This is a genomic window from Pseudovibrio sp. Ad37 (assembly GCF_001623075.1).
In the GTDB taxonomy this organism is placed as follows: Bacteria; Pseudomonadota; Alphaproteobacteria; order Rhizobiales; family Stappiaceae; genus Pseudovibrio.
This window is the reverse complement of record NZ_LMCF01000047.1, coordinates 35,509-57,114: the sequence shown is the minus strand read 5'-3', so window position 1 is coordinate 57,114 and position 21,606 is coordinate 35,509. Positions and strand designations below refer to the sequence as shown.

Genomic DNA, 21,606 nt, shown 5'->3' with positions numbered 1-21,606 from the left:
TTAGGCTTGAGTTTGCTTGCTGGCACGCACGGCCAGCAGGTTGATGAGAAGCGTCACAAAAATCAGACTGAGGATCAGCAGCCCTGCGGACCCGGCCAAGGCTTGCAGAGCGTCCTGAGACAACGCAGCTTCATGGCCGTAAAATGCGGTCTCGGTTTTGGACATGAGCTGCGCCCCGTTGAAGGTGGACCAGCGGAAAGCCAATGCGCCAAACACGGCCAGCGCTCCACTTACACCGCGCAGCAGCAAAGAGGCCCTTGCACTCACAGCCAGAACCACTGGAACCACGACACCTGCGATGATGAACGCACCGAACAACCCAACAGGGGCATAGTCAGCCGCCAGAGTTGAGAGGTTGGTGTCGGTCAGCATCCAGAGGCCAAACGCGACCAGAGTGGCAGCACCTGTCACCACCAGCATGTAGCGGCCTTCCTCCTTCTCACCATTGAGGCTATCAATGGTCATGGTGGCACCGGCACCGCTCATAAGAGCGGTCAGAATGAGCACAACAGGAAAGCCGAGTGTGTTCCACACCGGACGCGCAGCGACCACGCTCATTTCACCAGCGGTGTACCCTAAAATGCAGAGGGCCAGAGCACCGACAATCATGGTCAGCATGCGTTCACCGCCGCACATGGGCGCGTTGCCGCGACGGCCAGTCATGAACGCCAGCAAAAGCGTGGAGGCGATAAACAACGGCAAGAACCAGCTGCCCCACCACATGATGGAAGCGGGCGCAGAGCCACTGTAGAAGTGTATAAAACGTGCAGGCTGGTGCAAGTCCGCCAGCAATGGCAAACCGGAGGCCAATGCAAAACTGGCAGCTACAATCAGCGCGCCTTTGGCTTCTGCAACGCGCACAAGACGAGCATAAGCCAGCAGCAACGCAGCACTTGCCCCCGTACCCACCAGCAGGAAGTAAGCGACCGCCCAGGGCCGCCAGACGGCTTCATGATCAAAAGACATCAGGTCAACAGCAGGCATAACTCACACCTCCCCATGTGCAGGCGTTTCAAGACCTTGGCGCAAATCACGGGCACCACCACCAACCGCTACGGTTGAGGCAAGCCTGTCATCCAGCCCAATGTAATAGACGTTTGGTCCTGTCTTAAATTCCGGTCGCAGGCCCTTGGTTTCATGCTGCGCCATCAGCTTGCGGATTTCGCTTTCCGGATCATTCAGATCGCCAAATACACGGGCGTTGCCAACGCAGGTTTCAACGCAGGCCGGCAGCAAACCAACAGAGGTGCGATGCACACAAAACGTGCACTTATCTGCAACGCCGGTTTTGTGGTTGATGAAGCGCGCTTCATATGGGCATGCCTGCACGCAGTAGCCGCAGGCCACGCATTGCTCGGCATCCACCACCACAGCGCCCTCATCGGTTTTATAGGTGGCATTGACCGGACACACCGGAATGCACGGCGGCTCGTCACAATGGTTGCACAAGCGCGGTAACACGGCCTGACTTGGACCATCCGGGCCATCCAGCTCGTATGTAGGGACAGCGGTACGGTGCTGGCCTGCGGGCACGTCGTTTTCAATGGTGCACGCCACGATGCAGGCCTGACAGCCGATGCATTTACGCAGATCCACCAGCATGCCCCAGCGCTTGGGCTTTGCCTGTGCGCTTGCAGCTGCCGGCGCTGCCATCGCAGCTGTTGAGCCTGCCATGGCCAGTTTGAGGAACTCACGTCTTGAATTCATGTCTCCCCCCGGAGTGTCACGGTTTGGGTTGTTCCCAAGCTACCGGGAGGCCAACAACAAAAATATTGGGGAGGTTATCTGCGGGCTTAGGGGAGTTCCCCTAGATGGGCGGGGCAACACCAGAGACCAAGCCCTTAGTCATCACAGGTGCACGTCTCATTCGTCCATAGGAGAGCAGCCATAAGCATGCTGCACAAACAAATGATCGTGGTGAATAAAGGAAAACAAACATGCCCGCTATCAATCTTACCGCTGCCTGGCAGGCCGTGCCATCAGGCGTCTGGCAACCTCAACATCAGGTCGCTGGTGTTTGGAGAGACATCGATCGCGAAACATCAATTGCCTCAATACCGTTGGTGCGATCCGCACCGGGAGCTGGTGACCGCCCGATTTCTGGTCGTTTTACTGTGCCAGTTCATTCCACCTATCAGGCGCGCGTCTCTCCGCTCTCGCCCAACCCTGTCCGCCTAAACTCTGTTTAACCGTTTAGAGGAGCGAAGCTGTATTTTTTAATGCAGCTTCTCTTCAAGCAAATTGCATCATGAGGCAGTCGCTCTTATACAGATCAGAAGGTTTTTCAGAATATTCTTTTCTCCAAGGGTTCCTCATTTGGGCATATTGATTATTGCCGTTTCAGGCATGCTTGCCGGGGTATTGTCCGGCATTGTTGGCACAGGGTCATCCATCATCCTGCTGCCTATTCTGGTGGTTGTGTTTGGCACCAAAGCGGCCATTCCCATCATGGCGATTGCAGCACTCATCGCCAATTGCGGGCGCGTGATTGTGTGGTGGAGTGAGATCAACTGGCGCGCGGTGTTCTTTTACGCGCTGCCGAGCATTCCCATGGCTGCTCTGGGCGCGAACCTGCTGATTGCTATTCCGGAATCCGTTGGCAGCACCATCCTTGGCCTGTTCTTTCTGGTGCTCATTCCCGTGCGCTATTTGCTGCGCTCCAAAAACATCGGCTCCAAACCAATCCACCTTGTGTTTGGTGGAACGCTCATCGGGTTCATCACCGGACTGGTCGCCTCCTCTGGCCCATTGAGCCTTGCCGTGTTTTCATCCTTCGGCCTCGTCAAAAGCGCGTTGATCGCAACAGAGGCGGCGGCCTCCCTGTTCGTGTTCGGCTCCAAGGCCGCGACCTTCAGCTATCTCAATGTCATGAGCACGGACATCCTCATTGGCGGGGCACTGGTGGGCGGGTCGATCACCCTTGGCACCTATGCAGCCAAAGCGATCCTGAACAAGCTCAGTTCAAAGCATCATGACCGGATGATTGATCTGGTTCTGGCAGGCTCCGGCATCTCCATGATTATGCCTTGAATATTGCAGGTCGCACCCTACAATCAGCACAATTACAGGTTTACTATCCCTGCTCTTTCAGCCTCTGACTTTCATTGAGACATTGCGATGCTTCCTGCTGACTATATTGACCTTTACTGCGAGCGAACCGCGCCGGGGTTCTGGAATGAACCGCTGAATGCGCTCAGCAATCTCAGTTTTATTGTGGCTGCTCTTATCGCGCTTTATCTGGTGCGTAAACGGGGCAACCCGAGCATCGCAGAGCTGGTGCTGATCGCGCTTGCAGCGGCTATTGGGGTTGGCTCATTCCTGTTTCATACATTTGCGAACACATGGTCAGAGCTGGCGGACGTTGTCCCGATCTGGAGCTTTGTGGCCTTCTACATCATCACGGTGATCTATCGTGCGACCGGTAAAAACCTGTTCCGCACCTTGCGTGCCAGTACCATAGCGGTGGGCATCACCGCCGCTATTTTCTGGTTCAGTTCGGATGCTGTACTGACGGATATCGATGCTGGACCTGACCCGTTCAACGGCTCTCTGCAATACCTGCCAGCTATGGTCGCTCTGCTCATCGCAACCCTGCTGATGCACCTGCGCAAGCACCCGGCCCGCGCCTATATCACGCTCGCCACGGCAACCTTTGCGGTCTCTTTGATGTTCCGAACCGTGGACATGGCCCTCTGCTTCTCCGTCGCTTTCGGCACTCACTTCATGTGGCACCTGCTCAACGGCCTGATGATCGGCTTCCTCCTCGCAGCGCTGGTTCTCAAGATGCCGCCACAAGGAAAGGCTCAATGATCCGGTTGCGTAATTACATTGCGAACTGGGAGAGCTCACCACTCGCAGGACTTGAACACACACCGTGGGCAATGACGACGAACGCTGCAAGCATCATTCAGGGCATGATCTCTCGCCTTGATAGCTCGTACCGCGTCACCAACACCATCGCTATTCACGAAAGCGCCGTGGTGGAAGATGGGGCGACGCTGAAAGACGCAGTGATCATCGGACCAAACGCCTTTGTGTCCTCCCGCAGCTATTTGCGCGGAGGCGTGTTTCTGGATGAAGGCTGCGCGGTTGGCCCGTTTTGTGAGGTAAAGTCCAGCTATCTGCTCAAAGGCTCCAAACTCGCCCATCTCGGGTTTCTGGGAGATTCCATTTTAGGCGAAAACGTCAATCTGGAAGCTGGCGTTGTTGTCGCCAATCACCGCAATGAATGGGCTGGGAAAGAGATTACGCTCCTTCAGGATGGCAACGAGATACCGACAGGTGTGACAAAATTCGGCTCCCTGATCGGTGACAACAGCAAAGTCGGTGCAAACTCAGTTCTCGCTCCTGGCACCTTGCTCAAACCCGACAGTGTCATCCCCCGCTTGACCTCGGTCGATCAGCAGGCGAAGCAGCTCATACCTGCGATGCTATAAGCTTGTCTCTGGCATTAAACTTTGCGCCTGACGCAATCACATTCAGAATTCTTTCCGCACACTCTTCCGCACTCAACATCGAAGTGTCCAGCTCCAGATCATAAATCCCCGGCTTATGAACCTCTTCCTGCCAACGAAGGACGGGTAACGGGATTTCGCCTTCCTCATTGGCCGTGAGATAAGTCCCATCACTGCCAGCTCGGCGCTGCATGATCTCTGCCAGTGGGCAAAAGACGCCGACGATCATCACATCCAGCCCTTCCAGCTCCTTCAGATAATGCCCCCAGTTGCCGTCCAGCGTCGCATAGCTGTTGTGGTGGCCCAGATCAGCGATAACATCAAAGCCCAGTTCGGCATGAGCCGCGATGCTTTTGTAAAGCGCGTGATAGGAGCGGGAGATAAAGTCTTCCAGATCAGTCCTTTCCCCTCCCGGACGCAGACCTATCCCCGGTTTCATGTGTTCCGGGGTCATGTGCTTAACGACGACGTCCACACCGAGATTTATCCAGGGCTCATCTGCCTGCTTTTGCAGTGCTGATACAATGGAACTCTTGCCAGACCACGGTGTTCCATTGAGCAACACAATCCGCCCTGTTTCCATTCACCAGTCCTCCCCGTTGCCATCAGCATAACAGATTTGCACGGAGAGACAGCGGATGCCGAGGGACTGCCCCCAATACACCCTCGGCGTTAGGGTTGAGATCAGCTCCCCCCCGGCGCTACTATTTTTTGATAAACAGGGTCACGCCCATAGAAATGTGGAGGCCAAACAGGTTTTCTTCCAGCGGTGTATCTTCCAGTGAGTCCAGCTTCAACGCCTCCGAAATCCGCGTTTAAGCCTCTTCCACGCCGCAACACCGGCCAGACCCCGTTGCGCGGTCGGCACTTTGGGTGAGCTGGTAAACGTCGACGAGGGTTTGCACTTCCAGTTTGGCGAGGACGTTGTGGCGGTGGATTTCTACGGTTTTGACGCTAAGGCCTAATGCATTGGCAATGCTTTTGTTTTGCAGGCCTTGTGCCAGATAACCCATCACCTCGCGTTCGCGGTTGGTGAGGCGGTCTACCTTCACTTTGGCCTGCGCTGTCAGGCAGCATTGGCTGGCGCGGTTTCGGGTCTCTGTGATCAGGTCTTGCAGTTTGTCGAGCAGGCCTTGCTCATCAAACGGTTTTTCCAGTACATCGACGGCGCCAAGGCTCATGGCACGCACACCATCACGCAGGTTCGCAAAGGCAGAGATGACGATCACCGGCAAGTGCTGGCCTGAGGTACGCAGCTTCTCTAAAAGCCCGAGGCCACTGGTGCCCGGGATGCGCATGTCGGTGATGATGACGCCAACGCAAGGGCGTAGATCAGAGCTCAGAAAATCATCAGCACGCTCAAAATCAACAGCCTTCAACCCGACAGACTCCACCAGACACACCAGCGCTTCCCGCATGGCGTCATCATCATCAATAATGATGATCACAGGCTCAGCCTCTGGTCCATAAAGCGGTTTAACTGGTTGTTGTGTCATGATTTCCCTCAGTTTGTGAGCAGCTTAGTGGTAGCCTCACTGTTGCGCATGTACCTGCCTCAAGCATCGGTTTCAGGGTCAACTCCCCATCGTGGCTGTCTACAATGCTAAGCGCGGTGGCCAGCCCCAAACCCAGACTGCCCTTGCTGGAATAAAACGGCTCAAACACCTTATCCTCCAGCTTTTTTGGAATGCCAGCCCCTTGGTCGCACACCATAAGCTCACAGGCTTCTGCAGTCTGTTCCAGCTGAATGGAGATCACTCCATCCTCAAGGCCAGCTTCCACCATAGCATCAAGCGCGTTTTGCAGCAGAACCACCATGACCTGCCGCAATTGCACATCATCACAGCAGACGAACACAGGCTCATGGGGTGGGTTCCATTGCAGCTGACAGGCATGTTTGGCGGCGAAAGTGCGCATCAGCATCACCGTTTCATCCACCAAATCGCGCAGGTCCACACGCCGCCGCGCCTCTGGCTGCTTGTTGAGGAAGCTGCGCATGGAGTTGATGAAGTCGGAGGCCCGATTGGCTTGCTCGGAGATGCGGGTCAGCTGTTTTTGCAGCGTTTCTTCATCCGCCGTACCACGGTCCAACCGCTGCCGCAGACTGTGGGCGAAGGTGGAGATGGCCCCAAGCGGTTGCTTTAGATCATGCGCCAGACTGCTGGCGAGGATGTTCATGGAAGAGACACGCCCGGCATGGGCCAGCTCGCTTTCTAGTATCAGGTTGCGTTGCAGTGCGTTCGCCAGCTTGTCACTGGCCGTTTCCAGCTGGCGCGAGCGGCGGCGGACCAGAAATTCCACGTGCCCTACATGCAGCAGAAAAGCTCCGCTGAGCAGGATAATCACAGCAAGCAGAAAGTAGTTCCGCTCCACCCAGTCCTTCAGGATCTGCCGCAAGTCCTTGTTGTAGGGATAGAGCGCCAGATCGCGGTAAACGCGCTCAACCGCAGCATAGGAAACCGGTGCAATCCAGTTGGCGTGGCCGAGCCATTCATCCGTGCAGGCGCCATCCGGCATGGAAAGCAGAGCCTGCGTGATGCGTGTTGCCAGCTGAGGCGAAACGCCGGGCACCTTCAAAAACGCCCAACCCGGATAAAGTTCCGTGGTTCTGGCACAGGCGAACTCCGGATCATACTGCTGACCCAACACGCGGATTTGCGTTTTGTCCAGCTTGCCAGCGGCACTCATGCTCTCCAACAGACAGGCGCGTACAATGCCGATCTGCACGTCTCCCTTGACCACCGCTTCCACCACCGTTTGCTGCGGAAAGCCCAGTGGTTTAACGCGCAGGTCAGGCTCATCGCCAAGACTTTGCTGCAGACTGTGTTTGGCAGCAAGATATCCGCCAAAAGCTTCTGTCGAGACAACGCCCGCGCTTGCGCCTTTCAGCTCTGTCAGCCCAATGATGCCACTGTCCGTTCGCGTGAAAATCACCGACCCGAGGTCGTACATTTCATTTTTATTGACGTGAGAGCGTGCGCTGGCGATGCGGCTGACGCCCGCAATCCGTTCCAATTGAAACGAGTGGCCGGGATTGGTGATGATGAAGTCCAGCTGGTCAGCTTGCTCAGCGATTTGTTGAAGGGTCAGAGGTAGATAGGAGAACTCCACATCCGGCAGTTCACGTTGTAAATGCTCAATGGTCGGTGCCCATGTGCGCTGGGTTTCCAAACTGCCGCGATAGGACAGGATGCCAACACGCACCATGTCAGAGCGCGCAAACACTGGACTGGCCATCAGTTGGAGTACAACCAGCACGGCAAGAAAAAATACAACACAAACAATGCGCTGAAGAAAGCCTCGCATGCAGCAGTTCCCAGGCTCAACGTATATTAGATAATCCGAAACAAACAGCGATCCTGCCGAATTGCAATAGGTACTTCACCTGGGGCGACGAAGCGCGGCAGGTTGTACCGCTTCTGCATTTACTTGGGGCCTGCCCTGTAGTTTACTCTGGGGAATGAAACTTTCACCTCTGCTGATTTTGAACACTCTGCCATTTACTACAATCTATTAGGACCAGAACACCATATGATCGGCTATATCACTTTAGGTACCAACGACTTAGACCGTGCCTGTGCATTTTACGACGCCATTTTTGGGAAGATGGGAGCAACACGGGTCTTTGAAAACAACCGGCTTTATGCCTGGAGCTTTGGCGAGGGTAAACCGCTCATCGTCCTCAACACCCCGTATGACGGTCAGGACGCGTCCATCGGCAACGGCACCATGGTGGCTTTGCGGGTGGAAGACCGCGAAACCGTCGAGACCCTGCATACACTCGCCCTGCAACTGGGTGGCAAAGATGAAGGCCCTCCCGGCCCGCGCGGTGAGGCATTTTATGGGGCTTACTGCCGCGATCTGGATGGCAACAAGCTCAACTTCCACTGCTAACGGCCTTCAGATGTATCACAAAGCACAAAGGATTTGGCGAACCTGCGTAAACATGGCATTGGAATGATTATTCAGAGATTTCAAGTGCTCATACGGAAGGCCGCCAATGCTACGTTCTCTTCTTCTCACCGCGACTTGCGCAGTTTCGCTGCTGTCTCCTCTTGGAGCACAGGCTGATGAAGCAGAGAACGCCTTTGTGGAAGCCAATATCCTGTCGATCTTTTACCACGAGGTTGGCCATGCGGTGATTGACCAAATGCAGGTGCCGATCTTCGGGCAGGAGGAAGACGCCGCAGATGTGCTCTCCGTACTGATGATTGACTGGCTTTATGAGGAAGAGGCCGCGCAGGAGCTCGCCTTTGACAGCGCGTTTGGCTACATCAACGATCCCGAAGGGGAAGATGAGGTGGCGTGGTGGGATCTGCATGGACCTGATCAGCAGCGCTACTACAACCATATCTGCCTGTTTTATGGGGCAGATCCGGATAAACGCGCTGAGTTGGCTTCAGACCTGGACCTGCCGGAAGACCGGGCAGAAATGTGCCCGTTTGAGTACGAGCAAGCTGCCAGCAGTTGGGGCGCTGTGTTTGATGAAATGAAGCCTGGCTCCGGCGTTGCGATGACTTTTCAAGCGGGGACTGGTGCGGACGCCAAGGTCATCAATCACGTGCTTTCTGAGGAAATCAAAAGCCTGAAAGACGACATGTCTCTGCCCAACGAGGTCATCGTAAAGGTGGAAAGCTGTGGCGAGCCGAATGCGTTTTACGATCCTGAGGAGGTCTCCATCTCCTTCTGCACCGAGTTCATCCCGCACCTGAGATCCCTCTATCAGTCCAATCTGCAGAACTGATGTGCTTGTGTACTGGGGGTCATAACTTGAGCCCCAGTTTGCTGATCCAACTGTGGCGCATATCTCGAAGAGTCCATTTCAGCTCATCACTCGGGATGAAATACCCGCCGATGCCAGAGGAAAACAGCAGGTCATACGCGCGCTCGGTTGATTTGTGCAGCGCCTGCTCAACCTCTTCAGCAGAGCCCTCCGGCTTGATGGGGATCATCATACAGATGGTTTCGGGCTCCTGCTCAATCACCTCAACGCGTACACCTGCGTCAAACTCATAACCCATTGTTTCGCCAATTGTTCCTTTCGGATCTGCAATCAAGCGCTGGCGATACGCAGGATCGTTGATCATCCGTCGGTAGTCTTGCTCCGCAAAGTCGCTGTTATCGCGGTCTGTCATGCTTCCCTCTTCCCTTTCGCGATGGAAGAGCGGATGCCGAGCAGCTTGACCTTGTTATAAACCGAGGCAACCCAGACAAACATCTCCCCGCTGGACCACAAATCCATCTGGTTGAGATCCAATGTTGTATCAAGTGCACCCTCTTGTTTGGCAGGTGGAATAGTCAGATAAAGCGTGTCTTTGCTCTGCTGGATGATCCGGACTTTAACGCTGGGATCAACCTTCACTCCCAGCTCTTTAAGCGCAGCAGCTGCATCGCGCTGTGCCAGTTTCGCGAATGCCGGATCCTCCCACATGCGCTGGGTCAACAACAACTCAAAGTCTCTTTCCATTGCTGCTCTTCCTGTTTGACTGCATAAGATCAGAAAGAGCCTAAAGGCAGGACCTTAAGTCTTCGTGGTAACAAGTTTTGCATCTGAGAGGATGACTTCAATTACTGCTTTTGCTTCTCTTTGTTCCTCAGCGATATTGTCTTTTCTGGCGTAGTAGAGCGTGCGAACTGCCTTCCAGAGAGCCCAGCCTATGGCGCGATCCCAGGTATTTTGGTCGATATTGACCGCGGTTTTGAAAATCTCGCGATTGACGCCGGAAAAGAACTTCCAGGTTATAACTAAGTCGCAGGCGGGATCGCCAACCGTGCATAGGCCGAAATCAATAACGGCACTGAGGCGGCCATCCCGTGTGAGGATATTCCCGTTTGAGAGGTCTCCCTGCACCCAAACTGCAGGCTTCTCCCATTTAGACCGAAGCGCTTGCTCCCAGATCATCAGCGCTGCGTCGGCATCAATCAAGTCAGTCACACCAGAGAGGCAAAAACGGGTCTCCTCATCATAGACACTGAGATCACCGCCACGGTAGCAGTTGTGATCTCCGGCTTCTGGTGCGCCTGTGGTATCAGCAGCCCAGAGCGCATGCAGGAAGGCTGCGAGATCTCTCGCAAACTCGTTCATATCACGGATAGATTCTGCAGAGGCTGTCTCTCCCTCGATCCAGCGATAGACCGACCACGGATATGGGTAATCTGCAGTCGGTTTGCCAAGAGCAACAGGCTCAGGAACCGTGACAGGCAGATGTTTTGCCAGTTTCGGCAGCCAGTTAAACTCCTTTTCGACCTGCGGAACATAACCCGCTGCAGACGGCAAGCGCGCCTTCAGCTCGTTGCCAAGGCGGAAGGTGTTGTTGTCCCAGCCGTCCTGCTCAACACGTCTGACAGACAGGTCCCTCCACTCGGGGAACTGCTCATCAAGCATCTTACGCACCACTTCGGGCGCTATCATCAGACGGCCATCACTCATTGAAACTCGCAATCACTTATCAAAATCAGCAATAAAAAAGGCGCGGTCGGGACCGCACCTTAACCTAAGCAGAACTGAGTGAGCTTGCGAAGGGGAAGCCTCAAAACTGAGGCAATCCCTCAAAAACTGTCGCCTTAAAGCGACACTAGGCAACAAACATCAGGTAGAGACCGAACAACGCGGTGATAGCGCCGAGGGCTCGCAGGAACATGCGTCCGCTGTTCCATTCTGTCAGGGAGCCAAGGCCGAGCCCAGCAAGACCCAGCGCAAACGTGGAAACAGAGAAGCCAAGCGCATAAATCAGCAGGCTGCTTGCACTCGCCTCATTTGCGTGCGCAGCGCCGTGGAAGACGGCAAACACGCCAACTACCAGCGCACCCACGACAACCGGAACTTTGAGCGCAAACGCGACCAGCAAGCCAATCAGGATGACAGAGGCGAGGATGCCTGTCTCAACATACGGCACGACAACGCCCATGTAGCGTGCCCAGAACGCCATGAACATGACCAGCGTGAACACTAGCGGCCAGACCAGACGCTTTTTAAGAAGCACCAGCGCAGCCCAGACACCTACACCAACCATGGTGAGGATATGATCCAGCCCACCAAGGGGATGCCACAGACCGTGGAGAAAATCCGCTTTGGCTTGCGCAGTTGAAAAGGCAGCGGCGTGTGCAGGCAGAGCAATCAACATCAATACTGCCAGAAGACCCGTTAAACCGGCAGTCTCTCTCAATTTCATAAGTACAATTTCCAATATTGAGCGCGCAATGCCACGCGCAGTCTATGTCGTCAGGTATGGTGCAGGGTGACCGCACAAGGTGACGCCAAACTGACTTGTTTTCGGTGATCAAGCAATCAAACCACGTTCTTTTGAGAAAATCACACCGGATTGCTTGTAGAAAACATCATTGGAACTACTCAGTGAGAATGCAGCAGTAAAAAAGGGAGCCTGTGAGGCCCCCTAGGTGAGTGTCTTAATGGGTCATCAGAACCGGGATTTTCATATCGTGCAGCACCCGGCGCGTTGCCCCGCCAAACAGGTATTGCGCCAACCGACTGTGGCCGTATCCGCCCATCACCAGCATGTCTGCGTTGAGACGTTCTACCGTGCTCAGCAGCGCTTCTGAGACGGAGCCGGAGACGTTGCTCATCACTTCCAGATGGATGTTGACACCATGGCGCTCGAAGTAACTACGAATATCCGTTAGTTCTGAATGCTTTGGCTCGTCATGCGGCTTGATCATCACAACTGAGACAGTGTCTGCATTTTGCAACATGGACATAGAGGCATGCGCTGCGTTGGAGGCCGGGCCGGAGCCATCCCATGCCACAGCTATGTTTCTGGGCGCAAACGCTTTTTCATAGGCGTGCGGCACAATGAGCGTCGCGACACCAGTGTCAAACACCATCGCCTCAATCATGGCAGCACGCATCGGTTCCGGCTTGGCAGGATCGTCCTGTCGTATCACGGTAACATCACTCAAACGCCCCAGATGCATCAGCTCGTCAAACGTGCCGCCAAGGGTGATGTCCGTGACGCGCGTTTCACCATCCATGCCCGCACCATCAAAGTGTTTTGCAAAGCTTTCCAATGACTTATTAAGTGTCTCGGCGGATTGTTCCTGCAAGCGCTGTTCATAGTCTGGCGGCATTGGCCCGGCCGTGCACAGATAGTAAGAAGTCTCGTAATTGGGAGCCACGCCAATCAGATAGGCATCTGTCAGCTTGGAGAGCTCAACGGCAACGCGGGATGCAACCTGCTCACCAGACGTGTCGGTAAGGATGACGACTGTTTTGATAGACATATCTGAACCTCCAATTGACTCAATTCATGAAGCGCAGAATGCGAAAAGCACCCACCTGTAGGTCGAGTTGCCAAGAATACCCTTCCCGCCTCATAGAGTGATAGTTGGCCCCAAACAGCCACAAGTAAATTGGGTGCTATACTTAGCTTCCTGCGAAATATTATAACCCTGCGTATGCAAGATAACCTCAAGTCAACCTATGATAGACATAGAGACGCGGAGCAATAGGCCGTTTTTACATTTTTAGTATTTAAAGATAAACAACACAAATCTGCCTTATTGTGCAGTCCGTCTGGTGGAGTTCAACGGAATTGGCATAAAGTGAAATGTATCCAGTTCATTGGAGTTGCGTTTCTTTTTCTAAAGCTGAGCATCTGCGTTGAGGGCATTTTTGAATAATCTATAGTCTCAAAATGAGCTCGGATGAACCAATTGAACCAGACATTCCAATCCCCGAACTCGAAAGTCTGTTTGACGCGAGTATTCGTGTGTTTCTGCGGAATGGAATTGTAACGGCCACTATGGACGATGTGGCTGAAGCTGTTGGTGTTTCTACGAAAACGCTCAATGCTGCTTTTGGGTCAAAGCGGGAGTTGGCGGTCTCTGCGCTGCGGTGGTACTACCTAAAATACAGCCAGCAAATGCAGTCGGTTATGGCAATGCATTCGGATGCATACTCCGCGCTGCAAGGGGTGCTGATGGAGTTTACCGAGCTGTGCTGCGATGACCAGAAAGCCGAGAAAGGCCTTTTCTGGCCCGCACTTGTGGACCTAGGTTATGTCGACGAAAACCTCTGGACAGAGTTTCAGAACCTGCAGTTTGATTGGGAAGATCAGATCAGGGATAAGTTGACTCAGTGTCAGGATGAGCTGAAGAACCCGGAAGACATCGAAATCCTCACCACCTACTTTATTATGGTCTTCGAAGGGATGTATGAGATGGTGAAGTTCGGCACGCCGCAAGAAAAACTCTTTAAATTAATTGAGGTTACGCTGGAGGTGCTGGGGAGCAGAATGAAGACGGGCGGAAAGTAATCCCCCTCTCTCAGCCAGCATACAGCAGACAGCCCAATGGAGGCGTCATTGACGCCCCCATTTCAGTGCACAGTGAGGAGTATATCTTTATTTTGCAGTTGCACTGAGGGCATTGCCTAGGGCGAACACGGATGCGAACAGCAGGACAATATCTTTCAAAAGGAACTGTCCCGGAATAACGGAAATCGCCAGCACGCCAGTGTCCGGAATGAACACGCCCGGCGTGGAAAAGAAGAAGCTGAAGGTCAACAGAAACGTGCCGATGGCACCAAGCGCACCGAAGACCGCAAATTTAGGCGCGAAGAAGCGAGTGGTGAGTAAAGCCGCGATAGTCAGCTCGGTAAGTCCGATGAGTTTGGACACAGCTCCTTCGGACAGGAATGAGTAAAGCCATCCAAGAAAGGGAGAATTCTCGACCAGTCCGCGAATTGCTCCGGCCTCATAAGCCGTAAACTTCATGCCACCAAACCAAAGGAACACGAGAATAAGGGAGGCGAAGATTCCGTTTTTCGCGATATCGGAGAACAAAGCACCCAGGGCAGCGTTGTCATCTGATTGAGTGGCAGGCGCGTGAGTAAGATCAGTCATTTCAACGTCCTGTGTTGAATTTGGTAGTGTTTTGCGGCGGGTCTTGCCAGCCTGTGCACTTAGGTATATGTATTGCGGACCGATGTGTCCATAATGAATTATGGACACATCGGTAACATTGTTGTGAGCAGGAATTAATGTGATGGCGAGACCTCGGGAATTTGACCCCCAAGCTGCGTTGGACAGAATACAGAGAGCTTTTTGGGAAAAAGGCTATCATGGCACCTCCATGCAGGACCTGGAGAGGATAACCGAGCTGAAGAAGCAGTCGCTCTACCGGGAGTTTGGCAATAAAGACGCCATGTACGCGCGGGCGCTGAAGCTCTATCACGAACGGGACATAAGCCACCTAGCACAGGTGATCTGCAAGGCCCCGGACGCAAAGCAGCGGTTTGTAGATCTGTTTGCAGCAGTTCTGGAGCCCGTACGCAATGGTGACCGCAGCGGTTGCTTCCTGTGCAACTCCGCCATTGAACACGCCCATGATGATCAGCAGATCCAGCTCAACGCGCAGGAAGGCATCAAGAGCACGCAAGACCTGTTCAACACCGCCCTCGCCGTCTCTGAACCTTACAAGAGTGACGATGCTTTACGGAAGCAAAAAGCCAGTCTGCTGGCAGCAGGTTACTTCGGCCTACGCGTCATGGTGCGCGGCGGCACGACCCTGACAGAGCTGGAAGAGACAGTCAGCGTGCTGGTCAGCACCATTTAGGCGGACCGGGTTTGCTTAGCAGGCACAGTGATGTAGGCGTCGCCTCACTCTATAATTTCAGGACACTTTAAATGGCTGGTTATGTTCTTCACCACTACAATATTATCGACAGGTCACGCATTGAGGAACTCGGGCCCAGATCCCTTCCTATTATCGAAAAATATGGTGGCGAGTTGATTGTCGCAAGCCCAATGAAAACCCTCGCGGGGCCAACAGCCTACACGAATATGGTGATGTACAGGTTCGAGAGTTTTGAGGCCGCTTTAAAGTTCTATAACTCAGAGGATATGACAGAACTCAGGAAGTTCAGCAGCCAGGTTATTGATGGTTTTGCGACCGTCGTTCCGGGGCATTCGGAAACTGAAAGTGTTGTAAAGTCAGGTTATTTCACAAGATGACCTCATATCGCAAATGAAGCGACGGATAGGTGCAAGCCGCTATATCCCGGCATCAAAAAAGGCTGGCAAAGCCTATCACTTCACCAGCCTGATTTATCGTTAGGTCACAGCCTTATACGGACTGCACCTTGTACAGGAAGTCGTCGATCTGCTCGCGAAGGTCAACAACCTCTTGCCGCACGGACGATGCGGTTTTGAAGACCAGATCAGAGGACTGGTTGGTCTTCTCTGCTGCCTGCGCCACCAGCACCATGTTTTCAGAAACGTTCTGCGTACCCGTCGCTGCCTGATGCACGTTTTCAGTGATCTCGGCAGTGGCCGCGCCCTGTTGTTCAACAGAGGCCGCAATGTTGGATGAAAACTCGTTGACTTGCCGGATGCTGGAGGTAATTTCCTGAATAGCTTCAACGGCATCCTTGGAGGAGCCTTGAATCTCCGCTATCTGCTGAGAGATTTCTTCAGTCGCCTTAGAGGTCTGACTTGCCAACTCCTTCACCTCGGTTGCCACAACGGCAAAGCCCTTGCCCATCTCACCCGCACGAGCTGCCTCAATGGTGGCGTTGAGTGCCAGCAGGTTGGTTTGCTCGGCAATGTCCTGAATGAGATTGACCACCTCACCAATACGCTGCGCCGTGCCGTCCAGATCCAACACCTTGGTGTTGGTGGCCTGTACTGCATCGTTGGTTTGGGTGATCACCTTGTTGGTTCGGGCGATCTGCTGCGCGATCTCTTCAATGGAGGTTGAAAGCTCCTCAGAGGCAGAGGCCACTGTTTGCACATTCGCCGTAGCTTCTTCTGAGGCCGCAGAAGTTGCTGTGGTTTGGACGGTTGTGTTCTCGGCAATATCCGCCAGTTCTTTGGAGGTCTGCTCCAGCTCGTCAAACCGGCCGTGAATGACCGTCAAAGCGTTTTCTGCAGTGCCGGAGAATGCCTCAATCAGCTTGGCCGATTGCTTCTGACGCTCTGCCTCGCGCAAGTGCTCTTTCTCGGCCTCAGACTGCAAGCTCTGGCGTTCAGAGACCGCAGTTACAAACACTTTCAATGCGTTAGCCATCTGGCCGATTTCGTCAGAGCGGCCAGTATACTGCACCTCATCAGAAACATTGCCATCAGCAAGAGACTGCATGCGGTGTGTCAGGTTGACGATTGGGCGGGCGATGGAATTGCCGATGAACCATAAGATGATGCAACCAATCAGGCCGGAAACCACTGCTGCAATCAACGCCATATCGCGGGTGTTGCGGGCACCAGCTGTCAGCTCCTCAGTGGTGACGGACATGCCAGCAAACCAGTACTGATCTGTCGTACCCAGTTGAAACTTCTCAAAAATAAACAAGCGGTCACCGACCTCTTGCACGTTCGCCTTGTCGCGGACGCCGTTCATGATGCTCTCAATAACCGGGCGGACTTTCTCGCCCAGAACGGAGCGGTCACTGTGGCTAACCCAGAGCCCGTCTTCACTGACCACTGCCAGACGGCCAGTGTCATAGAAGTTGGCGGCGCCCATTTTTTCCTGCAGCTTATCGAAGTCAACATCGATCACCACAACACCAACGGCCTCGCCTTTTGCGTTCAGGATCGGGTCCAGAACCGAGGCGGAGAGTATCGTTTTACCTTCAACATCAAAGGTGTAAGGCTCGGTCACAAATTGGCTTTTCTGCTGTATCGTCCTGCGCATACGCCGTTGAACATCAGCGCGGCCAATGTCTGCTGTCAGGGACTGAACACTGCCATTTTCTATGTAGAAGTAGGGAACGAACTGGCCAGTGTCAGAAGCGTACTTCTTGCCAACGTAATCAGCATCTTTGCCTGCAACATCCGGTTGAAGGAAGACCGCGATGCCGAGAATGTCCGTTGTGCCGCGCAGGGCTGCTTCTGTCATGAGCGCGATGTTGGTGCGCGAAGCATCTCCGCTGTCGATCTCAGCGCCGTAAGTGCGTGCAAGTGTTGTGGAAATAACCTGCGACTCTTTTAAAAGATCCTGCGCTGTGGCAGCCAATCCAGATGCAACCGAGTTGAACAAGGCCCGGCTGTCTTGCTCAGCCGTTTGCATGCTGAGGTAGGTTCCGATCGAAATTACGAGCGATGAGGCAACGAGAAGAACCGCTGCTGATGCGCTGACAATGCGATGACTTAGTTTCATTTTCTGCTTCGCCATACTGTAGAAATCAGTACGGGTTCCGCCATCTCTCACTCATATGATGCTGGTTTCAACCACCTCTGGTTGATTAGCCCTCTCCTTGCGTAAATAAAACAGTCACTATTATTATAGTTTTGTTAATATTTAACAGAATTTATCATCATAATACATAATAGAGACAAGCTTAAATCAGTTTACATCCCTGACGGAGAACCCGTTTTATTTGACACTACTAAAATAGAACTGGGATCACTATTAGGGTTTATCCATAAGTGCATAATACACATTTTGGAATTAATCTTTGAAAAACTCAAAACTAGGGTGGTACTAGTACCTACATCTTTCACTCAGGGCATCTCATCAACGGCAGGTTGCCGCCACAACTCCGCTGCATGTCTTGGACTGAGGGAATAACTGCATGATCTTGTGCGATCCTGCAGAGGGGGCCAATTTTCTACAAAAAATCGCTGAACCTGTTTGCGTTGCTATGTAAGCTCCAAAACCAAAACGGGGTGAAACCCGCAAGCCTCACCCCAATTCCATCAAACATATCATTACGTTACGCTTATGCAGGCACCTTCTCCGGCTTTGCGTTGTTTTGTGCGTTGCTAAGCGCTGTTTTGCGTCGCTCGCGCAGCCTCAGCGCTTTTTCCGCATTGCCCGCACGGACGTGGCCATACCCGCGTACTTTCACTGGCCAGCTCAGCAGATCATGCGCAGCTTTCTCACCAGCCTCTGCCAGATGGGTGCAGACCAGATCCATGTCTGCCTCATATGATGAGCGCAGTTCATTTGCCAGAACGCGCTCCTCATTGTTGCGGAAGGGATCAAGGAACGAACCGCGCAGACCTTTGAGGCTAGAGAGGACCGAAAATAACTTCATCATCCACGAGCCGAACTCAGTCTTCACCGGCAAGCCAGTCACACGGTCCTTTTTCGCAAAGGGACCGCCCCCAATGTGGAAGCGCACTTCCAGATCACCCTCGAAAGTTTCCGCAAGGCTCTGTTTGAACTGTGGCTGTGAGAACAAGCGCGCGACTTCAAACTCGTCCTTATGCGCCAGCAGACGGAAATATTGCGTCGCGGCGGTGCGAAGTATCAGTTCACCCGCTCCGGCCTTTTTCAGCGCAACCAGCTTTTGACGGTAAAACCTGCCAAGGCTGCTGCCCTGATAATCCCTGAGGCGGTTCACCCGGTCCTCAATCAGCTCTTCCAGTGGCAGAGGCCGGTCCAGCTTCACCACGGTCGCAATCGGTGCCCGTGCTTTGGCAACCCGCTCCGGGTCCAACACCATCAGGCGGCCCCAATTGAAGGCCTCGAAGTTCTTGTCGCGGGCAACACCGTTCAGCTCAATGGCCTGACGGATGGAACCGAGTGTCACCGGAATAAGGCCGCGCTGCCAGGTGGCACCAAACAGCATCATGTTTGCCATCACCGCGTCCCCGCACAGGTCTTTCGCAGCCTGTGTGGTGTCGAAGTAATCCAATCGGTCACCTACTGCCTCTTCCAGTCGCGCCTGCAGGTTGGGCGTGTTGATGTCCCAATCCGGGTTCTTGGAAAAGTCGATGGTCGGCACTTCTTCCGTGTTCACCACCACCTGAGCGGACCCCTTGCGCAGTGTTGTCAGCGTCTCGTCACCTGCTGTCACCACCAGGTCGCAGCCGATCACCACATCCGCTTCGCCAACCGCCAGACGGGCGCTTTGCAAGCCATCGGCGGACTTGGCGATGCGCATATGCGTCATCACCGCCCCGTACTTTTGCGCAAGGCCCGTCAGGTCCAGTGTAGAAACGCGGCTGCCATCCAAATGCGCTGCCATGGAGAGGATCGCCCCGATGGTGACAACACCGGTGCCACCAATACCAGTCACCAGCAGTCCTGTTGCGCCGTTGATTGCGGGCAACTCCGGCTCTGCCAACAGTTCATCGCCAACGCTTTCAATCTGACGCTCTGCAGGTGTGGTGGCCTTTTTCGGCTCTGCACCATGAATGGTCACGAAGCTTGGGCAGAAGCCCTCAACACAGGAAAAATCCTTGTTGCAGCTGGATTGGTTGATCTGCCTCTTGCGACCCAGAGGCGTTTCCAGCGGCTCAATGGAAAGGCAGCCAGACTTCTCACCACAATCGCCACATCCCTCGCAGATGTCCGGGTGAATGTAAGTGCGGACCTTCGGGTCCTCCCACTTGCCGCGCTTGCGCAAGCGGCGGCGCTCGGTGGCGCAGGCCTGATCATAAATCAACACCGTCACACCCGGTATCTCACGCAGATCGCGCTGCACCGCTTCCAGCTCTCGTCTGTGGTGCACCTCAACGCCTGCCGGAATGGATTGAGCTTCCACCCGTTCCACATCCTCGGTCACCACCACCACCTTCTTCACGCCTTCATTGAGCGCGGCGGTGATGAGCTGGGGCACAGATTGCTCCCCATCAACGGGCTGTCCGCCCGTCATGGAAACAAAGCCGTTGACCAGCAATTTGTAGGTCATGGTTGCATCAGCGGCCACAGCCTGACGCATGGCCAGAAAGCCCGAGTGGAAGTAGGTGCCGTCGCCCATGTTGGCGAACACATGCGGCTCATCGGTAAACGGTGCCTGACCCACCCAGTGCATACCCTCGCCGCCCATTTGAGAGGGGGCCTTGGTCTTCACCGGATCATTAAAATACGCAATGGTGTGGCAGCCAATGCCTGCCAGCGCGCGGCTACCATCCGGTACTTTGGTGGAGGTGTTGTGCGGGCAACCGGAACAGAACGATGGACGGCGCACCGGCCCCGGCTTCAGCTTGATCGGCACCGGCACTTTGGCCTTCAGCTCCTCATCCTCCAAAAACTCTGCAATGGCAGAGGCCACCTGATTGGCAGCAAGCACGCCAGAGTTCGGCAACAGACCCTTGCCCTGCACCTTTAACGAAATGCCCGCATCAAACAGGATGGTTTTCAGCTGATCCTCAACAACAGGACGCTTTTCTTCCACCACAAGGATCTTCTTGAGACCCTTGGAGAACGCCTCGATGATCTTCGGGTCCAGCGGCCACACCATACCGATCTTCAGGATGCGGATGCGGCGCTTTTCCGTTTCCAGAGACGTAAGGCCCAGCTCGTTCATGGCTTGGCGCAAGTCAGAGTAAGACTTGCCCGAGGCGATGATGCCGACCTCCGGCTCATGCGCATCGTGGGTGATCTGGTTGATGTTGTTGGCGTGCGCAAAGGCCAGCGCGCGTGGAATCTTCTCTTCCAGCAGCCGCTTTTCCTGCTGCACGGGCAGGTCGATCTCGCGAATCCAGACACCGCCTTGTGGGTCTTTTAGGTCCGGTTTCACAACCTCAATGCGGTCCAGATCCACCTCCACGGTAGAGGCGCTTTCCACCACATCTGTCACCAGCTTTACGCCCACCCAGCATCCGCTGTAGCGGCTCATCTCCACGGCCAGGATGCCATAGTCCAGAATGTCCTGCGGGTTGGCTGGGTAAAGCACCGGAATGCCAGAGGCAATCAACGCATGGTCCGATTGGCCTGCAACGGTGGAGGACTTGGCCGCGTGGTCATCCCCACACAGCGCCACAACACCGCCCTTGGGGTGAGTACCTGCAAAGTTAGCATGGCGGAAAGCATCGCCGGAGCGGTCCACTCCCGGCGTTTTGCCGTACCAGAAGCCGACCACGCCATCCTTGTTGCGCATCTTCATGTTGCCCACGTGCTGTGAGCCCCAGATGGCCGTTGCCGCCAGATCCTCATTCACGCCCGGCTGAAACACAATATTGTGCTTATCCAGATGCAGCTGCGCCCGCCACAGCTCCATATCGTAACGCCCAAGAGGAGAACCGCGGTAACCGGAGATAAAAGCGCCTGTATTCAGCCCTGCCAGCTCATCACGCATGCGCTGCTGCAATGGCAACCGCACCAGCGCCTGGTTGCCGGTGAGAAAGACAACACCGCTGGTCTGGGTGTACTTGTCATCCAGCGACGGGGCGTTGTGACTCTTGGACGGGGTCGGCTCACTGCTTTTTTCTTCAGAAACCATCAGGTTACTCTCACAAATGTCTGG

Annotated in this window: 22 protein-coding genes; 9 read left to right on the top strand and 13 right to left on the bottom strand. The window is 54.3% G+C overall.

What is annotated here, in order from left to right; genetic code table 11:
- Nucleotides 1-984 (bottom strand): NrfD/PsrC family molybdoenzyme membrane anchor subunit, encoded by a 984-nt coding sequence (gene nrfD, locus PsAD37_RS10580; protein WP_063296121.1) that lies wholly within the window; start codon nt 982-984, stop codon nt 1-3.
- 3 nt (nt 985-987) lie between these two features.
- Entirely contained in the window at nt 988-1,707 is a 720-nt protein-coding gene (gene dsrO, locus PsAD37_RS10575) for a sulfate reduction electron transfer complex DsrMKJOP subunit DsrO (protein WP_063296120.1), read from the bottom strand.
- Nucleotides 1,708-1,937: 230 nt separating this feature from the next.
- Between dsrO and PsAD37_RS10570 the strand changes: the two genes are divergently transcribed.
- From PsAD37_RS10570 to PsAD37_RS10555, 4 genes are all read left to right on the top strand, one after another.
- Nucleotides 1,938-2,189 (top strand): hypothetical protein, encoded by a 252-nt coding sequence (locus PsAD37_RS10570; RefSeq protein ID WP_063292918.1) that lies wholly within the window; start codon nt 1,938-1,940, stop codon nt 2,187-2,189.
- A 127-nt stretch (nt 2,190-2,316) separates the two neighbouring features.
- Nucleotides 2,317-3,030 carry a sulfite exporter TauE/SafE family protein gene (locus tag PsAD37_RS10565; RefSeq protein WP_063296119.1) on the top strand — a complete coding sequence of 238 codons (714 nt, stop codon included), beginning with the start codon at nt 2,317-2,319 and terminating at the stop codon, nt 3,028-3,030.
- Nucleotides 3,031-3,117: 87 nt separating this feature from the next.
- Nucleotides 3,118-3,810 carry a ceramidase domain-containing protein gene (locus PsAD37_RS10560; RefSeq protein ID WP_063296118.1) on the top strand — a complete coding sequence of 231 codons (693 nt, stop codon included), beginning with the start codon at nt 3,118-3,120 and terminating at the stop codon, nt 3,808-3,810.
- Nucleotides 3,807-4,436 carry an LpxA family transferase gene (locus tag PsAD37_RS10555; protein WP_063296117.1) on the top strand — a complete coding sequence of 210 codons (630 nt, stop codon included), beginning with the start codon at nt 3,807-3,809 and terminating at the stop codon, nt 4,434-4,436. The genes PsAD37_RS10560 and PsAD37_RS10555 overlap by 4 nt, the downstream gene beginning before the upstream one ends.
- On the opposite strand, the gene PsAD37_RS10550 is transcribed toward PsAD37_RS10555, so the two are convergent.
- From PsAD37_RS10550 to PsAD37_RS10540, 3 genes are all read right to left on the bottom strand, one after another.
- A complete protein-coding gene (locus PsAD37_RS10550; protein ID WP_063296116.1) occupies nt 4,417-5,037 on the bottom strand; it encodes a chloramphenicol phosphotransferase CPT family protein in 621 nt (206 codons plus the stop codon). The two genes, PsAD37_RS10555 and PsAD37_RS10550, sit on opposite strands and share 20 nt — an antisense overlap.
- Nucleotides 5,038-5,269: 232 nt before the next feature.
- Nucleotides 5,270-5,950 carry a response regulator transcription factor gene (locus PsAD37_RS10545; RefSeq protein ID WP_063287932.1) on the bottom strand — a complete coding sequence of 227 codons (681 nt, stop codon included), beginning with the start codon at nt 5,948-5,950 and terminating at the stop codon, nt 5,270-5,272.
- Nucleotides 5,931-7,760: a PhnD/SsuA/transferrin family substrate-binding protein gene (locus PsAD37_RS10540; RefSeq protein WP_063296115.1), complete on the bottom strand. Its 1,830-nt coding sequence runs from the start codon at nt 7,758-7,760 to the stop codon at nt 5,931-5,933. Before PsAD37_RS10540 ends, PsAD37_RS10545 begins: the two co-directional genes overlap by 20 nt.
- 225 nt (nt 7,761-7,985) lie before the next feature.
- On the opposite strand from PsAD37_RS10540, the gene PsAD37_RS10535 reads away from it, so the two are divergent.
- Nucleotides 7,986-8,348, top strand: coding sequence for a VOC family protein (locus PsAD37_RS10535; RefSeq protein WP_063296114.1), 363 nt, complete (start codon nt 7,986-7,988; stop codon nt 8,346-8,348).
- Between the two features lie 106 nt (nt 8,349-8,454).
- Nucleotides 8,455-9,198, top strand: coding sequence for a DUF4344 domain-containing metallopeptidase (locus PsAD37_RS10530; RefSeq protein ID WP_063296113.1), 744 nt, complete (start codon nt 8,455-8,457; stop codon nt 9,196-9,198).
- A gap of 19 nt (nt 9,199-9,217) precedes the next feature.
- Here PsAD37_RS10530 and PsAD37_RS10525 read toward each other — a convergent pair whose 3' ends face one another.
- The 5 genes from PsAD37_RS10525 to PsAD37_RS10505 form a co-directional block, all read right to left on the bottom strand.
- On the bottom strand, nt 9,218-9,589 hold the full coding sequence (locus PsAD37_RS10525; protein WP_063296112.1) for a nitrile hydratase subunit alpha: 372 nt from the start codon (nt 9,587-9,589) through the stop codon (nt 9,218-9,220).
- Nucleotides 9,586-9,921 carry a hypothetical protein gene (locus tag PsAD37_RS10520; protein ID WP_063296111.1) on the bottom strand — a complete coding sequence of 112 codons (336 nt, stop codon included), beginning with the start codon at nt 9,919-9,921 and terminating at the stop codon, nt 9,586-9,588. Before PsAD37_RS10520 ends, PsAD37_RS10525 begins: the two co-directional genes overlap by 4 nt.
- A 54-nt stretch (nt 9,922-9,975) precedes the next feature.
- The gene (locus PsAD37_RS10515; RefSeq protein ID WP_063296110.1) at nt 9,976-10,884 is read right to left on the bottom strand and encodes an aminoglycoside phosphotransferase family protein; all 909 of its coding nucleotides are present in this window, start codon (nt 10,882-10,884) and stop codon (nt 9,976-9,978) included.
- Nucleotides 10,885-11,029: 145 nt separating this feature from the next.
- A complete protein-coding gene (locus PsAD37_RS10510; protein ID WP_063296109.1) occupies nt 11,030-11,626 on the bottom strand; it encodes a HupE/UreJ family protein in 597 nt (198 codons plus the stop codon).
- 235 nt (nt 11,627-11,861) lie between these two features.
- Nucleotides 11,862-12,692, bottom strand: a complete 831-nt coding sequence (locus PsAD37_RS10505) for a universal stress protein (RefSeq protein WP_063296108.1) — start codon at nt 12,690-12,692, stop codon at nt 11,862-11,864.
- 413 nt (nt 12,693-13,105) lie between these two features.
- On the opposite strand from PsAD37_RS10505, the gene PsAD37_RS10500 reads away from it, so the two are divergent.
- Nucleotides 13,106-13,726: a TetR/AcrR family transcriptional regulator gene (locus tag PsAD37_RS10500; protein WP_063296107.1), complete on the top strand. Its 621-nt coding sequence runs from the start codon at nt 13,106-13,108 to the stop codon at nt 13,724-13,726.
- Between the two features lie 87 nt (nt 13,727-13,813).
- Here PsAD37_RS10500 and PsAD37_RS10495 read toward each other — a convergent pair whose 3' ends face one another.
- Nucleotides 13,814-14,314 (bottom strand): DUF417 family protein, encoded by a 501-nt coding sequence (locus PsAD37_RS10495; protein ID WP_063296106.1) that lies wholly within the window; start codon nt 14,312-14,314, stop codon nt 13,814-13,816.
- A 142-nt stretch (nt 14,315-14,456) separates the two neighbouring features.
- Between PsAD37_RS10495 and PsAD37_RS10490 the strand changes: the two genes are divergently transcribed.
- Both PsAD37_RS10490 and PsAD37_RS10485 read left to right on the top strand, forming a co-directional pair.
- Nucleotides 14,457-15,026, top strand: coding sequence for a TetR/AcrR family transcriptional regulator (locus PsAD37_RS10490; RefSeq protein ID WP_208991820.1), 570 nt, complete (start codon nt 14,457-14,459; stop codon nt 15,024-15,026).
- A 71-nt stretch (nt 15,027-15,097) separates the two neighbouring features.
- Nucleotides 15,098-15,424, top strand: coding sequence for a DUF1330 domain-containing protein (locus PsAD37_RS10485; RefSeq protein ID WP_063296104.1), 327 nt, complete (start codon nt 15,098-15,100; stop codon nt 15,422-15,424).
- A gap of 112 nt (nt 15,425-15,536) precedes the next feature.
- Here PsAD37_RS10485 and PsAD37_RS10480 read toward each other — a convergent pair whose 3' ends face one another.
- Nucleotides 15,537-17,567 (bottom strand): methyl-accepting chemotaxis protein, encoded by a 2,031-nt coding sequence (locus PsAD37_RS10480; RefSeq protein WP_208991819.1) that lies wholly within the window; start codon nt 17,565-17,567, stop codon nt 15,537-15,539.
- Nucleotides 17,568-18,129: 562 nt separating this feature from the next.
- Entirely contained in the window at nt 18,130-21,582 is a 3,453-nt protein-coding gene (locus tag PsAD37_RS10475) for an indolepyruvate ferredoxin oxidoreductase family protein (RefSeq protein ID WP_063296102.1), read from the bottom strand.
- Nucleotides 21,583-21,606 lie beyond the last annotated feature (24 nt).

Bases quoted from the DNA above. Each gene is read 5' to 3' on its own strand.
- nrfD (WP_063296121.1), bottom strand. From the start codon at position 984: ATGCCTGCTGTTGACCTGATGTCTTTTGATCATGAAGCCGTCTGGCGG.
- dsrO (WP_063296120.1), bottom strand. From the start codon at position 1,707: ATGAATTCAAGACGTGAGTTCCTCAAACTGGCCATGGCAGGCTCAACA.
- PsAD37_RS10570 (WP_063292918.1), top strand. From the start codon at position 1,938: ATGCCCGCTATCAATCTTACCGCTGCCTGGCAGGCCGTGCCATCAGGC.
- PsAD37_RS10560 (WP_063296118.1), top strand. From the start codon at position 3,118: ATGCTTCCTGCTGACTATATTGACCTTTACTGCGAGCGAACCGCGCCG.
- PsAD37_RS10555 (WP_063296117.1), top strand. From the start codon at position 3,807: ATGATCCGGTTGCGTAATTACATTGCGAACTGGGAGAGCTCACCACTC.
- PsAD37_RS10550 (WP_063296116.1), bottom strand. From the start codon at position 5,037: ATGGAAACAGGGCGGATTGTGTTGCTCAATGGAACACCGTGGTCTGGC.
- PsAD37_RS10545 (WP_063287932.1), bottom strand. From the start codon at position 5,950: ATGACACAACAACCAGTTAAACCGCTTTATGGACCAGAGGCTGAGCCT.
- PsAD37_RS10540 (WP_063296115.1), bottom strand. From the start codon at position 7,760: ATGCGAGGCTTTCTTCAGCGCATTGTTTGTGTTGTATTTTTTCTTGCC.
- PsAD37_RS10535 (WP_063296114.1), top strand. From the start codon at position 7,986: ATGATCGGCTATATCACTTTAGGTACCAACGACTTAGACCGTGCCTGT.
- PsAD37_RS10530 (WP_063296113.1), top strand. From the start codon at position 8,455: ATGCTACGTTCTCTTCTTCTCACCGCGACTTGCGCAGTTTCGCTGCTG.
- PsAD37_RS10525 (WP_063296112.1), bottom strand. From the start codon at position 9,589: ATGACAGACCGCGATAACAGCGACTTTGCGGAGCAAGACTACCGACGG.
- PsAD37_RS10520 (WP_063296111.1), bottom strand. From the start codon at position 9,921: ATGGAAAGAGACTTTGAGTTGTTGTTGACCCAGCGCATGTGGGAGGAT.
- PsAD37_RS10515 (WP_063296110.1), bottom strand. From the start codon at position 10,884: ATGAGTGATGGCCGTCTGATGATAGCGCCCGAAGTGGTGCGTAAGATG.
- PsAD37_RS10510 (WP_063296109.1), bottom strand. From the start codon at position 11,626: ATGAAATTGAGAGAGACTGCCGGTTTAACGGGTCTTCTGGCAGTATTG.
- PsAD37_RS10505 (WP_063296108.1), bottom strand. From the start codon at position 12,692: ATGTCTATCAAAACAGTCGTCATCCTTACCGACACGTCTGGTGAGCAG.
- PsAD37_RS10500 (WP_063296107.1), top strand. From the start codon at position 13,106: ATGAGCTCGGATGAACCAATTGAACCAGACATTCCAATCCCCGAACTC.
- PsAD37_RS10495 (WP_063296106.1), bottom strand. From the start codon at position 14,314: ATGACTGATCTTACTCACGCGCCTGCCACTCAATCAGATGACAACGCT.
- PsAD37_RS10490 (WP_208991820.1), top strand. From the start codon at position 14,457: ATGGCGAGACCTCGGGAATTTGACCCCCAAGCTGCGTTGGACAGAATA.
- PsAD37_RS10485 (WP_063296104.1), top strand. From the start codon at position 15,098: ATGGCTGGTTATGTTCTTCACCACTACAATATTATCGACAGGTCACGC.
- PsAD37_RS10480 (WP_208991819.1), bottom strand. From the start codon at position 17,567: ATGAAACTAAGTCATCGCATTGTCAGCGCATCAGCAGCGGTTCTTCTC.
- PsAD37_RS10475 (WP_063296102.1), bottom strand. From the start codon at position 21,582: ATGGTTTCTGAAGAAAAAAGCAGTGAGCCGACCCCGTCCAAGAGTCAC.